The following is a 13,525-nucleotide window of genomic DNA, read 5'->3' on the forward strand; positions in this document are numbered from 1 at the left end:
CGTGGAGAGCATGTCATGCGCCGCGCGAGAAGGGCGAGCGGATGTCCGAAAGAAACTGCTGCGCGCGGGGGTGCTGCGGCCGGTTGAAGAAGTCGTCGGGTGTGGCGCGTTCGAGCACCTTGCCCTCGTCCATGAACAGCACCCGGTCGGCCACCTCGCGCGCAAAGCCCATTTCGTGTGTCACGCAGACCATGGTCATGCCGTCGCGCGTGAGGTCGCGCATCACCAGCAGCACCTCGCCCACCATCTCGGGGTCGAGCGCACTGGTGGGCTCGTCGAACAGCATCAGCGGCGGCTGCATGGCAAGTGCGCGCGCGATTGCCACGCGCTGCTGCTGGCCGCCCGAGAGCTCGCTGGGCCAGGCGTTGGCCTTGTTCGCAAGGCCCACACGCTGCAGCAGCGCCATCGCGCGCTCCTCGGCCTCCTTGCGTGTGAGGCCGCGCAGCTGCATCGGCGCCATCGTGCAGTTCTGCAGCACCGTGAGATGCGGGAACAGGTTGAACTGCTGGAACACGAAGCCGATGCGCGAGCGGAACGCATTCACATCGGTGCCCGGCGCGTGGATGTCCTTGCCTTCGATGAGAATGCGGCCCGACTGGATCGGCTCCAGCCGGTTGAAGGTGCGGATCAGCGTCGACTTGCCGGAGCCCGAGGGGCCGCACACCACGACCACCTCGCCCTTGTGGATGGTCTCGTTGATGTCGACCAGGGCTTGATAGCTGCCGTACCACTTGTTGACGTTCTGGAGTTCGATCATGCGGACACCTTGGGGGCCGAGGCGGGGTTGGCCACGGACATGCCGCGCCGCGCGAGACGGCGTTCGAGCCAGTAGGCGAAGCGCGACAGGCCGAAACAGAGAATGAAATAGGTCAGGCCCAGGATCAGGTAGATCTGGGCCGGCTTGGTGAACACCTGCGTGTTGATCTGCGTCGCGATGAACGACACCTCGGCCAGCCCGATGATGTAGCCCAGCGAGGTCTCCTTGATGGTCGAGACGAACTGGTTCACCAGCGAGGGCAGCATGCTGCGCAGCGCCTGCGGCAGCACCACGAGGCGCATCGCGCGGCCATAGTCCAGGCCCAGCGCGCGGGCGGTTTCCATCTGGCCGCGCGGCAGGCCCTGGATGCCGGCGCGCACGATCTCGGCGAGGTACGCCGCGTCGAACACCACGAGCGCGATCAGCATGGTGGTGAACTGGTCGGTTTTCACGCCCGTCACGCTGGGCAGGAAGAAGTAGGCCCAGAAAATCACCATCAGCAAGGGAAGGCCGCGCACCACGAAGACGAAGCCCGTGACCGGCCAGCGCAGCCAGCGCCACGGGCTCACGCGCGCCAGCCCGAGCACGATGCCCAGCGGCAGCGCGAGCACCAGCCCGCAGGAGGCGAGCAGCAGCGTCAGCACCAGCCCGCCGAGCGGCCCGTTCGGGTACTGCCCGATCAGGAAGTAGACCCAATAGTCGCTGATGATCTCTAGCATCGGAAATGGCCCCCACGCTCGGCACTGCGTGTCCTCGCTGCCCCCCGAGGGGGCCGCTCGCGCCTTGGGGCGGCCCGGCGGCGCTCGGACGCCTTCATATGGTTCGCACCGGAAAGCGGTGGTGGTACCAGGTGGCGAGGCCGGTGATCGCAAGCGACACCGTCAGGTACGCCGCGCTCGCGAACGCGAACGACTCGAAGCTGCGGAAGGTTGCGCTCTCGACCTGCCCGGCCTGGTACATCAGTTCGGCCACGCCGATCACGGTCGCGATCGAGGTGTTCTTCCAGAGGCTCAGCGTTTGCGAGATGAGCGGCGGCACCGTCACGCGCAACGCCTGCGGCAGCACCACGCGGCGCATGGTGCCCAGAAAGCCGAAGCCCAGCGCGCGGCCGGCCTCGAACTGCACCGTGGGAATCGCGCGGATGCCGCTGCGGATGTCCTCCGCCATGAAGGCGGCTGTGTAGAGCGAGAGCGCGATGATGGCGCTGTAGGCCTCGATATGCCCCGCATAGAGCCACTGCTTGATGCCCTCCGGCAGCAGCTCGGGCGCGCCGAAGTACCAGAACAGCATGTGGGCGAGCAGCGGGATGTTGCGGATCGTCTCCACGTACGCGAAGCCCAGCCAGCGCAGCGGTGCGAGCGGGGAGAGCCGAAGCAGCGCCACCACCATTGCAATGGGCAGCGCCAGCACCAGCGAAGCCGCCAGCAGCTGCAGCGACAGCAGCAGGCCCGCGACCAGCATGTCGTGGTACTTGCCGGTCAGCAGCAGCGAATAGTCGAACAGGGGCATGGGGGGCGACAGTATCACCGCCGCGGAGGGCCCCCGCTGGGGGAGGGCTGGGGTGGGGCACGGCGGCGATCGATGCGCCCCGCGGCCTGTGCAAAGGCCGCGAGCCCCCATCCCTGCCTTCCCCCGGAAGGGGAAGGAGAAACGCGGGATCAGTCGATCTTGTCGCTCTCGAGCTTGAAGTCGCGCGTCTGGAATCCGGAAGCCGTGGCCGGGCCGTACCACTTGACGAAGATCTTCTGCGCTTCACCCGACTTCTCGAGTTCGCGCAGCGTGTCGTCCACCACGCCCTTCAGCCCGCTCTCGCCCTTCTTGATGCCGATGGCCAGCGCCTCGGTGCTCAGGTTCTGCTTGAGCACCACATACTGGGCCTTCTGCGGGCCCAGCTTGGCGTAGCTGCGCAGCAGCGCGGCCTCGTCATCCACATAGCCGACGCCCTTGCCCTGCTGCAGCGCCTGGAAGGCCTGCTGGCTGGTGTCGAAGGTCACGACCTCGGCGGTGGGCACGGCCTTGCGGATGTTGGGTTCCTGCGTGCCGCCGCGGATGGTCAGCACCTTCTTGCCGGCGAGCTGCGGCACGTCGGTGATGCCGCTGTCCTTCTTCACGATGGCCTTCTGGCCGGTGACGAAGGTGGTCAGCGAGAAATCGATCTGCGCCTCGCGCTCCTTGTTGTGCGTGAGGCCGGCGGCCACCAGGTCCACATGGCCCTGCTGCAGTTCGGGAATGCGCGCGGCCACTGCAATCTGCTTGAGCACCGGCTTCACGCCGATCTTCTTGGCAATGGCGTTCACCAGGTCGACTTCGTAGCCGACGATCTGGCGCGTCTTCGGATCGATGAAAGTGGCGGGCTCGTCGGTGCCGAGCACGCCGACCACGAGTTCGCCCTTTTTCTTGATGTCGGCGAGCTGGTCCGCATGGGCGGCGATGCCCGTCAGCAGGGCGGAGGCCGCGAGGGCCGCGGCAATGAGGTTCAGGCGCATGTTCTTCTCCTTCTGGGAAAGCAAGGACGGCACCATATCAATAAAACCGTGGATTATTAAATCCTCAATCGACATATGCATATGGACGCCCAAATGGTCCTGATGCCGGTACTGGGATCCGGATTCGCGGGAATTCACGCCTCGTGCAGGCCAGGGGCGGCGCTGGAGAGATACTCCCGCCATGCAGATTCACGAAAAGCCACCCGCCGACACGCCCTTCGAATGGATCGGCGGCGAACCCAGGGTGCAGGCGCTGGTCGATCGCTTCTACGACCTGATGGAGCTCGAGCCGGCCTATGCGCAGCTGCGCGCGGTGCACGGCACCAGCCTCGAGAATGCGCGCCAGCGGCTCTTCTGGTTCCTGTGCGGCTGGCTCGGCGGCCCGCAGCACTACACCGACCGCTTCGGGCATCCGATGCTGCGCGCGCGCCATCTGCCGCGGAGCATCGGCGGCCACAGCATCGGCATCAAGGAGCGCGACCAGTGGCTGGCCTGCATGGACCAGGCCATGGGCGAGACGGGCGTGCCCGAGGGATTGCGCGCACGCCTGCGCGACTCCTTCTTCCAGACTGCCGACTGGATGCGCAATCGCGGCGAGCAATAGAACAGACAACGACTCCGAAAGAGACTCTCTTCAATGAATTCCATCGTCATCATCGGCGGCGGCCACGCCGCGGCCCAGCTGTGCGCCGGATTGGCCCAGGCGGGGCTGGGCGCGCACGTGCACCTGGTCTGCGAGGAGGCTTGCGAGCCGTACCATCGCCCGCCCTTGTCCAAGTCGTTTCTCAAGAGCGCCGAGGAAACCACGCAGCCGCACAAGGCGGCCGACTGGTACCGCGAGGCGGGCATCACGCTGCACCTGGGCGATGCGGCCGTGTCCGTCGACCGCGAGGCGCACACCGTCACGCTGCGGTCGGGCGCCGTCCTGCCCTGGGAGCGGCTCGTGCTGGCGACCGGCACGCGTGCCCGCCAGATGCCCGACCTGAAGCCGGGGCTCGAAAACGTCGCCAGCCTGCGCGCCGCCGATGAAGCGCATCGCCTGCGTTCGCGGCTCGCCGACGCGCAGCAGGTCACGGTGCTGGGCGGCGGCTTCATCGGGCTCGAAGTGGCGGCCACGGCCAAGGCACTCGGCAAGGGCGTGCAGGTGATCGAAAGCGCGCCGCGCCTGCTGGGCCGTGCCGTGTCGCCCGAGCTCTCGGCCCATGTGCTCGCAACGCATCGCGCGGCGGGCATCGACGTCGTGCTTGGCGCGCGTACCGGCGCGTTCGAGGTCGAAGGGGCGCGGCTGCTTTCGCTCCAGGTCAACGGCGTGAAGCAGCCGGTGGACCTGCTGCTGCTGGGCATTGGCGCCGTGCCCGAAACCGCGCTGGCGCAGGCCGCCGGCATCGAATGCGCCGACGGCATCGTGGTCGATGGCCACATGCAGACCAGCGCGGCCGACGTGCTCGCGGTGGGCGACTGCACGCGCTTTCCCGATCGGCGCGCGGGGCGCGCGCTGCGGCTCGAATCGGTGCAGAACGCTAGCGACCAGGCGCGCACTGCGGTCGCCACGCTGACCGGCGCCGCACGGCCGCACGATGCCCTGCCGTGGTTCTGGTCCGACCAGGGCAGCATGCGCCTGCAGATGGTCGGCCTGATGCCCGCCGAAGGCACGCCGGGGTTGACCAGCGTGCGGCGTGCCGGGCCCAAGCCCGATGCGTTCTCGCTATTCCACTATGTCGATGGGCAGCTGGTGTGCGTCGAATCGGTCAACGCGCCTGTCGATCACATGATGAGCCGCAAGCTGCTCGAAGCGGGGCTCAGTCCCGAGGCGGCAGCGGTGGCGGATGCGTCGATCCCCCTGAAGAACCACTTGTCCTAGCTGCTGCCGCAAGTCAGCGGCGCGCTGGCGCCAGCAGGACCACCAGGGCGCCCGCGCCGCCCTCGGCGGGCTTGGCCTGCACGAAGGCGATCACCTCGTTCTTCTGGATCAGCCAGCGCTGCGCCTTGGTCTTGAGCACCGGCTGCCTGCCTGGCGAGCCCAGGCCCTTGCCGTGCACCACGCGCACGCAGCGCAGACCCTGCTTGCAGGCGTTGCGGATGAAGCCGCCAAGCGCTTCGCGCGCCTCGTCGCTGCGCATGCCGTGCAGGTCGATTTGCGACTGGATGCTCCAGTCGCCCTTGCGCAGCCGCGCGGTCACGTCGGTGCCGATGCCTGGACGGCGAAAGCTCATGGCGTCGTCGACGTCGAGCAGGGTGGTCACGTCGAATTCGTCGGAGAGCGACTCGCGCAGCACGCGCTGTTCGTCGAGCTGGTGCTGCACCGGGATGGGCGCCGGCGGCTCGGGCGCGAGCGGCACCGCGGCCTTGCGGCGAAGCGGCTCCGTGGCACCGATGGCGCGCGTGAACAGGTCTTTCTCGGCGGCGCGCTTGCGTTCCGCCGCGGACTTGGCGGTTGCGGCGGCCGCTTCGCGCTCGCGGGTTTCGGCGAGCGTGCGCTGCACCTGCTTGAGGTCCGCCAGGTTCTTGAGGGGCGGCGTGCGGGAAGCCATCAGAGCAGCCCTTTCTCGGCCATTGAAAAGCTCTGGCCGGCGCTGACGATCACGTGGTCGAGCACGCGCACGTCGATCAGCGCGAGCGCAGCGCCCAGCGTTTGCGTCAGCGACTCGTCGGCCCGGGAGGGTTCGATGCTGCCGCTGGGATGGTTATGCGACAGCACCACGGCCGCGGCCCGGTGGTGCAGCGCGCGCGTGACCACCTCGCGCGGGTAGACGCTGGTCTGGGTGAGCGTTCCGCGAAACAGCTCCTCGAGCACGATCAGCCGGTGCTGCGCGTCGAGAAACAGCACCGCAAACACCTCGTAGGAGCGCGATCCGATGTGCAGCTGCAGGTACTGCTTCACCGCCTCGGGGGAATCGAACACCGCTCGCTCCTTGAGCCGCTCGGCCATCGCGCGGCGCGCCAGTTCGAGCACTGCGATGAGTTCGGCGCGCTTGGCGTCGCCGCCCATGCCCTTGATCACCTTGAGATCTTCGGCGCCGGTCTGGAGCAGCCCCGAAAGGCCTCCGAAGTGGTCGAGCAGCTCCTGGGCGAGCTGGAGCACGTTTTTTCCGGCCACGCCCGTGCGCAGCAGCAACGCCAGCAGTTCGGCGTCGGCCAGCGCGCCGGCACCCCGCGCGATGAGTTTTTCGCGCGGGCGGGCGTGGGCGGGGAGATCCTTGAATGCCATCGAAAGCCTGGTGAAACCCTGAAAGGGCAGGCGAACGCGCCCGCTCCTTAAAATGCAGTCCAGTTTATCGGGACACCCACCTTGTCTTTGCCTACCTCCACTGCACCCATGTCCCACGTTGTGACTTCCGGCTCGTTCCTGACCCTGCACTACCGGCTGGCCGGTCCGGCGGGCGACATCATCAACACTTTCGCCGACAAACCCGCGACCCTGTCACTGGGCACCGGCGAGCTTTCGCCCGCCATGGAGCAGCGGCTCATGGGCCTGGAAGAGGGCACGCACGCCACCTTCGAGCTGCCCGCCGGCGAGGCCTTTGGCGAGCGCAACCCCGAGATGCAGCAGTGGGTGGCCAGGAAGCTGCTGGCGCAGATGGGCGACCCCGACGAGCAATACGCGGTCGGCGACGTGGTGCAGTTCCCCACGCCCGACGGCACGGGCAGCTACGCGGGCGCGGTGGTCGAATCGAACGAGACCGCGGTGCGCTTCGACTTCAACCATCCGCTGGCCGGGCAACCCGTGACCTTCGAGGTCCGGTTGATCGGGGTGCTATGAGCGGCCCGGCGGCGCCCGCAGGATGTCTGGCATGAACCCGAGCATCGAAGAAGTCATCCTCGCCGAACCGCGCGGCTTTTGCGCGGGCGTGGACCGCGCCATCGAGATCGTCGAGCGTGCCCTTGCCAAGTTCGGTGCGCCAATCTATGTGCGCCACGAGATCGTGCACAACACCTACGTGGTCAACGAGCTCAAGGCCAAGGGCGCGATCTTCATCGAAGACCTGGCCGACGTGCCGCCCGGTGCGACGCTGGTGTTCAGCGCGCATGGCGTGAGCAAGGCGGTGCAGCAGGAGGCGCGCGACCGCGGCTTCGAGATTTTCGACGCCACCTGCCCGCTGGTGACCAAGGTGCACGTCGAGGTCGCCAAGCTCGCCAAGGAAGGCTACGAGTTCATCATGATCGGCCACAAGGGGCACCCTGAGGTCGAGGGCACCATGGGCCAGCTTTCGAGCGGCATCCACCTGGTGGAAGACGTGGAAGACGTGGCCAAGGTGGCACCCGCGCAGAGCGACAGGCTTGCTGTCGTCACGCAGACCACGCTCAGCGTGGACGACGCGGCCGAAATCGCGGCGGCCGTGCGCGCGCGTTTTCCGAAGGTGCGCGAGCCCAAGCAGCAGGACATCTGCTACGCCACGCAGAACCGCCAGGATGCAGTCAAGATCATGAGCCCGCAGGTCGACCTGGTGATCGTGGTCGGCAGCCCCACCAGCTCCAACAGCAACCGGCTGCGCGAACTGGCGCAGCGCCTCGGCACCGAAAGCTACATGGTCGATTCGGCCGACGAGCTCAAGCCCGAGTGGTTCGAGGGCAAGAGCCGCATCGGACTCACGGCCGGTGCCTCCGCCCCCGAAGTGCTGGTGCACGAAGTGATCGAGCGCGTCAGGGCGCTCGGCGCGGTGTCGGTCCGCAAGATGGACGGCATCGAGGAAACCATCAAGTTTCCGCTCCCCAAGGGCCTCAAGCTCGACGACATTCCTCCCCCGGGACACATCTCTTGACCAACGAAAACACCAACTGGCGCTCTGAAATAGACAGCGCCTCCCGCCGCCTGCGCGAACGCTCCGGCGATTTCCTGCGCCAGACCCCGCTCTGGAGGCTGCCGGCTTCCGCCTTCGGCCTGACGGTGCCGGGTGTGCAGGTATGGCTCAAGCTCGAGCACATGCAGGTAAGCGGCAGTTTCAAGGCGCGCGGCATGATGAACCGCCTGCTGGTCAACGACATTCCCGATAGCGGCGTGGTCGTTGCCTCCGGTGGCAATGCGGGCATTGCCACCGCAGCGGCCGCCAAGGCGCTGGGCGTGCGCTGCCAGGTGTTCCTCCCCGGCGTCTCGCCCGAAGCCAAGCGTGCGCGGCTGCGCGCGCTGGGCGCCGAAGTGATCGTTGTCGGCGAGCTGTACCCGGACGCGCTGGCCGCCTGCCTCGCGCGCCAGCAGGAAACCGGCGCCTTGCTGACCCATGCCTACGACCAGCCCGAAGTCGTGGCCGGCGCGGGCACGCTGGGGGTCGAAATCGAAGCCGAGGGCGGCCTGCCCGATTCGGTGCTCGTGAGCGTCGGCGGGGGCGGGCTGATCGGCGGGCTCGCCGGCTGGTTCGAAAAGCGCGCCCGCGTGGTGGCGCTCGAGCCCGAGAAGGCGCCCACGCTGTTCCGCGCCCGCGCCGCCGGCGAGCCGGTCGACGTCGACGTGGGCGGCATTGCGGCCGATTCGCTCGGCGCGCGCCGCATCGGCGCCATTTCCTGGGAAATCACCCAGAAATACGTGCAGGACGCGCTGCTGCTGTCCGACGAATCCATTCGCGCCGCGCAGCAGTGGCTTTGGAAGGAACTGAAGCTCGCCGTGGAGCCGGCCGCCGCGCTGCCGCTGGCGGCGCTGCAGACCGGCGCCTACGTGCCGCGCGAAGGCGAGAAGGTGTGCCTGATCGTCTGCGGGGCGAACGTCGATCCCGCCACCGTCGCCTGAGGCAAGGCGGCCGCCGCCGGGCCGCCCCAAGGCGAGCCGCGCCTCCCCCTCGGGGGGTGGAGTTACACGCAGCGAAGTGAAAAGCCGGGGGGCTCTATTTACTTTTCGCAGTTCACCATCCACGGCACGCCGAACTTGTCCTTCAGCATGCCGAAGCCGACGGCCCAGAACTGCGGGCCGTAGGGCATCGTCACTTCGCCGCCCTCGGCCAGCGCGTCGAAGAGCTTCTTCCCTTCGTCCACGTTGTTGCCCTGCACCGACAGCGAAAAGCCCTTGTGGCCCTCGAAGGGCATGCCGGGAGGGATGTCGGAGGCCATCAGCTGGTGGCCGCGGGCCTCTAGCGTGGCGTGCATGATCTTTTCCTTGTACGCGGCGGGCGTTTCCGCGCCCATGGGGCTTTCGCCGAAGGTCATGCTGAAGATGACCTTGCCGCCCAGCGCCTTCGCGTAGAAGGCCAGTGCCTCGGCCGCGTTGCCGTTGAATGTCAGATAGGCTTGCATCGCTATTCCCTTCGGTTGAGGTGGGGAGCGAGATGCTACGCCCACCTAAAATCACCCCATGCTTGACATCACTCTGCTCCGCAAAGACTTGGCCTCCGCCGTCGCCGGCCTCGAAAAACGCAAGAAGAACCAGCCCTACCTCGACGTGGCGGCGTTCACCGCGCTCGAGGGCGAGCGCAAGACGCTGCAAACCCGCACCGAGGAAATCCAGGCCCGCCGCAACACGCTGAACAAGCAGATCGGCCCCCTCAAGGCCAAGGGCGAATCGACCGATGCGCTGATGGCCGAAGTCAATGCGCTCAAGGCCGAGCAGGAGTCGCAGTCCAAGCGTCTCGAAGAGATCCAGCCCGAGCTGCAGGCGCTGCTGCTGGCGGTGCCCAACCTGCCGCACGCCAGCGTGCCGGTCGGCGAGGACGAGACCGGCAATGTCGAAATGCGCCGCTGGAGCCCGCAGGGCGGCGCCGGCGCCAACGCCGTGCCGCTGGCCTTCACGCCAAAGGACCATGTGGACCTCGGCGCGCCGCTGGGGCTCGACTTCGAGATGGGCGCCAAGCTCGCGGGCTCGCGCTTTACCGTCATGAAGGGGCCGATTGCCCGCCTGCACCGCGCGCTCGCGCAGTTCATGCTCGACATCCAGACCGAGAAGCACGGCTATGCCGAGTGCTACGTGCCCTACATCGTCAACGCCGCCACCCTGAGCGGCACCGGCCAGCTGCCCAAGTTCGAAGGCGACCTGTTCGCCGCGAAGAAGGGCGGCCAGGACGGCGAACCCGCACCCGACCATTCGGCGCTGTACCTGATTCCCACCAGCGAGGTGCCGCTGACCAACTTCGTGCGCGACGAGGTGGTGGCCGAGGCGCAACTGCCGATCAGGCTCACCGCCCATACGCCGTGCTTCCGCTCCGAAGCCGGCAGCGCGGGCCGCGACACGCGCGGCATGATCCGCCAGCACCAGTTCGACAAGGTCGAGATGGTGCAGATCGTCCACCCCGAGAAGAGCTACGAGGCGCTCGAGCAGATGACCGGCCACGCCGAAGCCGTGCTGCAGGCGCTGGAGCTGCCGTACCGCGTGGTGCTGCTGTGCACCGGCGACATGGGCTTTGGCGCCACCAAGACCTACGACCTCGAGGTGTGGCTGCCCGCGCAGGACACGTACCGCGAAATCAGCTCGGTATCGAATTGCGAAGCTTTCCAGGCGCGCCGCCTGCAGGCCCGGTTCAAGAATGCGCAAGGCAAGAACGAACTCGTCCATACGCTCAACGGCTCGGGCCTGGCGGTCGGCCGCACGCTGGTCGCAGTGCTCGAAAACCACCAGAACGAGGATGGCTCGATCAACGTCCCTGCCGCGCTGCGGCCTTACCTTGGCGGGAAGGAACTGCTGCGCGGCTGATTGCGTGGGCCCCCGGGGGCTTCAAAAGCCCCGTTTTTGTCTGCTAGAATCGCAGGCTCGACAGCACCGGAGAGGTGGCAGAGTGGTCGAATGTACCTGACTCGAAATCAGGCGTACTAGCGATAGTACCGAGGGTTCGAATCCCTCCCTCTCCTCCAGGAATGGCCCCGCACAGGGGCTATTTTTTTGCCTGTCTTTAGCCGCCCCTCTTTAGCCGCCCCTCTTTAGCCGCGCTTCCTTCGCCCGGCCGCCCGCGCCGGCAAAACAGAACCTTTCGTTTCCCGGCCTTGCGCTTCGTTCGCGGGGCCGGTCAAGGTGCCGTGCCGATGCCCGAGACGGCCGCATCCGCCCGTTAAGATCGCCACCTCTTCATTCCCCGCAACTTGCGGGCGGTTCCCGTAGTCAAAACTAAAAGAGGGCTCAGCGCCACATGGCCAATGCGTCGATCGCGAGCGTGACACCGGTTCCGGCTTCGGCCGATGAAGCCGAATCGTGGGTACGCGGCGAGCTGATCCGCAGCCTGATGCGGTCCGCGCGCGGCTCCTACATCGTCTCGGCGGCGCTCATGCCGTTGATGGTCGGCCTCAACTGGAGCTACATCCCGCACTGGGAACTGCTCACATGGCTGGCCGCCGGCTTCATTGCCACCGCTTGCCGTGCCTGGGGCGCCAAGGTCTATGCAGTGCGATATGCCGGCCGGAGCGCAGCCGCGCAGCAGCAATTCACCGAGCGCTATGGTTTCATCTGGAGCACCAGCGCGGTGGTCTGGGGCGCGTCGATCCTGCTGTTCTTCGAGCGCACGCCCCAGGTCAACCAGTTCATGAGCTGGCTCATCGTGGCCGGCGTCGGTACTTTTCCGCTCAACGGGCTGGCGCTGCATCCGCCGCTGCTCAAGCGCTACGTCAATACGCTGTTCATCACGATGCTGGGGGCGGTTTTGATCCGGCTCGTCAGCATCAACATCGTGGAGCCGCATTTCCAGTACGGCTTCCTGATGCCGATCCTGCCGATCCTGCATTGGTTTCTGCTGCTGCGCGCTGGGCGCAACATTCACGAGACGGCGCGCAACAGCCTGGAGCTGCTGTTCCACAACCACATCCTGATCAAGTCGCTCACGCAGCAGCGGCAGGCGGCGGTGGCGGCCGTGGCCATGAAGAACCGCTTTCTCGCCAGTGCCGCGCACGACATGCGCCAGCCGGTGCTGGCGTTGTCGCTGTATGCCGACTGGCTGCGCAACGAGCCGGAGCTGGTGCTGGAACTCGCGCCCAAGATCGTTCGCGCCACGCATGCCGTGAACGCGCTGTTCGACTCCATGTTCGACCTGGCGCGCATCGACTCGGGCCAGGTGCGGCTGCACATCGAGCGCGTGGACGTGGCCGAGCTGCTGCATGACCTCGAGCTGCAATACCGCCCCGTGGCCGAAAGCCGCGGCCTCGATTTCCGCGTGCACGTGACCGAAGGCAGCTTCCTGACCGATCCGATCCGCGTGCGCCGCATGATCGGCAACCTGCTTGCCAACGCCATCAAGTACACCGCTGACGGCGGCGTGCTGCTGGCCTCGCGGCAAACGCGCGACGGCCTGCGCATCGAGGTGTGGGACACCGGCATCGGCATTGCGCCCGAACACCTGCGCGACGTGTTCCTGGAGTTCTACAAGGTCGCCGACCACGCCGGCACTTCCGACGGCTTCGGCCTCGGCCTCGCCATCGTCGCCCGCCTCTCCCACGTGCTCGGCCACCCCGTCAGCGTGCGCTCTCGCCTCGGCAGCGGCAGCGTGTTCCGCGTCGCACTGCACGACGCCGACGAAGCCGTCGCCCAGGCCCGCGTCAGCGCCTCCGGCGGCTGAGCCGCCCGAATCCCAACGAAAAAACCGCGCCAGAGCGCGGTTTTCAGCAGCCTAAACGGGCCGCACCTGTCCCTTCCAGAAACACCGAGGACCCGGCTTTGCCGGGCCTCTGGTGTTGCCCCCGGTAGGGGTTGGCGAAGCGACACGAAGTGCGCGCAGCCTGGGGGCGAGCCTAGTTGCTTGAAATCAACCCATTGGTACGCGCATAGTGCAGCGCCTGCGTGCGGCTCTTCACGCCCAGCCGCCGGAACAGGCGCCACAGGTGCACCTTCACGGTGTGCTCGCTGATCTCCAGGTCGGTGGCGATGTCGCGGTTGCTCATGCCCTTGTCGAGCATGGCAATCAGCTGCGTCTGGCGCTTGGAGAGCTTGCTGTTGCTGGCCAGCGCAGGCTCTTCCCCTTCTTCGGAGCCGGCCATCAGCAGGCCGCGCAGGGCTGCGGTCAGCTCGGCCGAGCTGGCCGACTTCTCGATGTAGGTGTCGGCGCCCGCCTCGATGCAGGCGTCTTCCATGTCCCCGGCCGGCGCCGCCGAATACACGGCGATCGGCACGTTGGGATAGACCTGCTTGACTGCGACCACGCCCGAAACGCCGTTGGTGTCGGGCAGCTTCAGGTCCAGGCAGAAGAGGGTGGGCGCACCGCGCTGCTGGACCGAACTCGCGAGCTTGTCGAGACGCTCGAGCTCGACGATGTTCTCGGCCGGCCGCAGGCGCCGCAACACCATCACGATCGCGTCGCGCATCAGGGGGTGGTCGTCGATGACATAAATGCTCATGTTTTCTTCCTTAGTGATCGCACCGTCTTCTTTCGTCTTCCTCGGCGGGTGA

The 13,525-nt window shown here is 67.0% G+C and carries 15 protein-coding genes and 1 tRNA gene; 8 read left to right on the forward strand and 8 right to left on the reverse strand.

What is annotated here, in order from left to right:
• Positions 1-13: 13 nt before the first annotated feature.
• The 4 genes from ACAM55_RS05065 to ACAM55_RS05080 form a co-directional block, all read right to left on the reverse strand.
• Positions 14-757 (reverse strand): amino acid ABC transporter ATP-binding protein, encoded by a 744-nt coding sequence (locus tag ACAM55_RS05065; RefSeq protein WP_369654958.1) that lies wholly within the window; start codon positions 755-757, stop codon positions 14-16.
• Positions 754-1,476, reverse strand: coding sequence for an amino acid ABC transporter permease (locus tag ACAM55_RS05070; RefSeq protein ID WP_369654959.1), 723 nt, complete (start codon positions 1,474-1,476; stop codon positions 754-756). The genes ACAM55_RS05065 and ACAM55_RS05070 overlap by 4 nt, the downstream gene beginning before the upstream one ends.
• A gap of 94 nt (positions 1,477-1,570) precedes the next feature.
• Complete coding sequence (locus tag ACAM55_RS05075; RefSeq protein WP_369654960.1) at positions 1,571-2,266, reverse strand: amino acid ABC transporter permease; 696 nt, start codon at positions 2,264-2,266, stop codon at positions 1,571-1,573.
• Between the two features lie 149 nt (positions 2,267-2,415).
• Entirely contained in the window at positions 2,416-3,243 is an 828-nt protein-coding gene (locus tag ACAM55_RS05080) for an ABC transporter substrate-binding protein (RefSeq protein WP_369654961.1), read from the reverse strand.
• A 181-nt stretch (positions 3,244-3,424) separates the two neighbouring features.
• On the opposite strand from ACAM55_RS05080, the gene ACAM55_RS05085 reads away from it, so the two are divergent.
• Positions 3,425-3,847: a group II truncated hemoglobin gene (locus ACAM55_RS05085; protein ID WP_369654962.1), complete on the forward strand. Its 423-nt coding sequence runs from the start codon at positions 3,425-3,427 to the stop codon at positions 3,845-3,847.
• A gap of 33 nt (positions 3,848-3,880) precedes the next feature.
• Positions 3,881-5,104, forward strand: coding sequence for an NAD(P)/FAD-dependent oxidoreductase (locus ACAM55_RS05090; protein WP_369654963.1), 1,224 nt, complete (start codon positions 3,881-3,883; stop codon positions 5,102-5,104).
• Between the two features lie 13 nt (positions 5,105-5,117).
• Here ACAM55_RS05090 and ACAM55_RS05095 read toward each other — a convergent pair whose 3' ends face one another.
• Positions 5,118-5,774, reverse strand: coding sequence for a Smr/MutS family protein (locus ACAM55_RS05095; protein ID WP_369654964.1), 657 nt, complete (start codon positions 5,772-5,774; stop codon positions 5,118-5,120).
• Positions 5,774-6,451, reverse strand: coding sequence for a DNA repair protein RadC (gene radC / locus ACAM55_RS05100; protein ID WP_369654965.1), 678 nt, complete (start codon positions 6,449-6,451; stop codon positions 5,774-5,776). The genes ACAM55_RS05095 and radC overlap by 1 nt, the downstream gene beginning before the upstream one ends.
• A gap of 108 nt (positions 6,452-6,559) precedes the next feature.
• Here radC and ACAM55_RS05105 point away from each other — a divergent pair, with 108 nt between their 5' ends.
• Genes ACAM55_RS05105 through ACAM55_RS05115 form a run of 3 tightly spaced genes read left to right on the forward strand, consistent with a single transcriptional unit; the run spans position 6,560 to position 8,962 of the window.
• A complete protein-coding gene (locus ACAM55_RS05105; RefSeq protein ID WP_157615257.1) occupies positions 6,560-7,003 on the forward strand; it encodes a peptidylprolyl isomerase in 444 nt (147 codons plus the stop codon).
• 31 nt (positions 7,004-7,034) lie between these two features.
• Positions 7,035-8,003 carry a 4-hydroxy-3-methylbut-2-enyl diphosphate reductase gene (gene ispH / locus ACAM55_RS05110; protein WP_369654966.1) on the forward strand — a complete coding sequence of 323 codons (969 nt, stop codon included), beginning with the start codon at positions 7,035-7,037 and terminating at the stop codon, positions 8,001-8,003.
• Positions 8,000-8,962, forward strand: coding sequence for a threonine/serine dehydratase (locus ACAM55_RS05115; protein ID WP_369654967.1), 963 nt, complete (start codon positions 8,000-8,002; stop codon positions 8,960-8,962). Before ispH ends, ACAM55_RS05115 begins: the two co-directional genes overlap by 4 nt.
• Before the next feature lie 98 nt (positions 8,963-9,060).
• Here the strand turns inward: ACAM55_RS05115 and ACAM55_RS05120 are convergent, their stop codons facing one another.
• Positions 9,061-9,462: a VOC family protein gene (locus ACAM55_RS05120; RefSeq protein WP_369654968.1), complete on the reverse strand. Its 402-nt coding sequence runs from the start codon at positions 9,460-9,462 to the stop codon at positions 9,061-9,063.
• 58 nt (positions 9,463-9,520) lie between these two features.
• Between ACAM55_RS05120 and serS the strand changes: the two genes are divergently transcribed.
• The 3 genes from serS (at position 9,521) to ACAM55_RS05135 (ending at position 12,698) form a co-directional block, all read left to right on the forward strand.
• The gene (gene serS / locus ACAM55_RS05125; RefSeq protein WP_369654969.1) at positions 9,521-10,852 is read left to right on the forward strand and encodes a serine--tRNA ligase; all 1,332 of its coding nucleotides are present in this window, start codon (positions 9,521-9,523) and stop codon (positions 10,850-10,852) included.
• Positions 10,853-10,920: 68 nt separating this feature from the next.
• Positions 10,921-11,010 (forward strand) — tRNA-Ser (locus ACAM55_RS05130).
• A 272-nt stretch (positions 11,011-11,282) separates the two neighbouring features.
• The gene (locus ACAM55_RS05135) at positions 11,283-12,698 is read left to right on the forward strand and encodes a sensor histidine kinase (protein ID WP_369654970.1); all 1,416 of its coding nucleotides are present in this window, start codon (positions 11,283-11,285) and stop codon (positions 12,696-12,698) included.
• A gap of 172 nt (positions 12,699-12,870) precedes the next feature.
• On the opposite strand, the gene ACAM55_RS05140 is transcribed toward ACAM55_RS05135, so the two are convergent.
• On the reverse strand, positions 12,871-13,473 hold the full coding sequence (locus ACAM55_RS05140) for a LuxR C-terminal-related transcriptional regulator (protein WP_369654971.1): 603 nt from the start codon (positions 13,471-13,473) through the stop codon (positions 12,871-12,873).
• Positions 13,474-13,525 lie beyond the last annotated feature (52 nt).

The organism is Variovorax sp. V213 (assembly GCF_041154455.1).
Lineage (GTDB): Bacteria > Pseudomonadota > Gammaproteobacteria > Burkholderiales > Burkholderiaceae_C > Variovorax.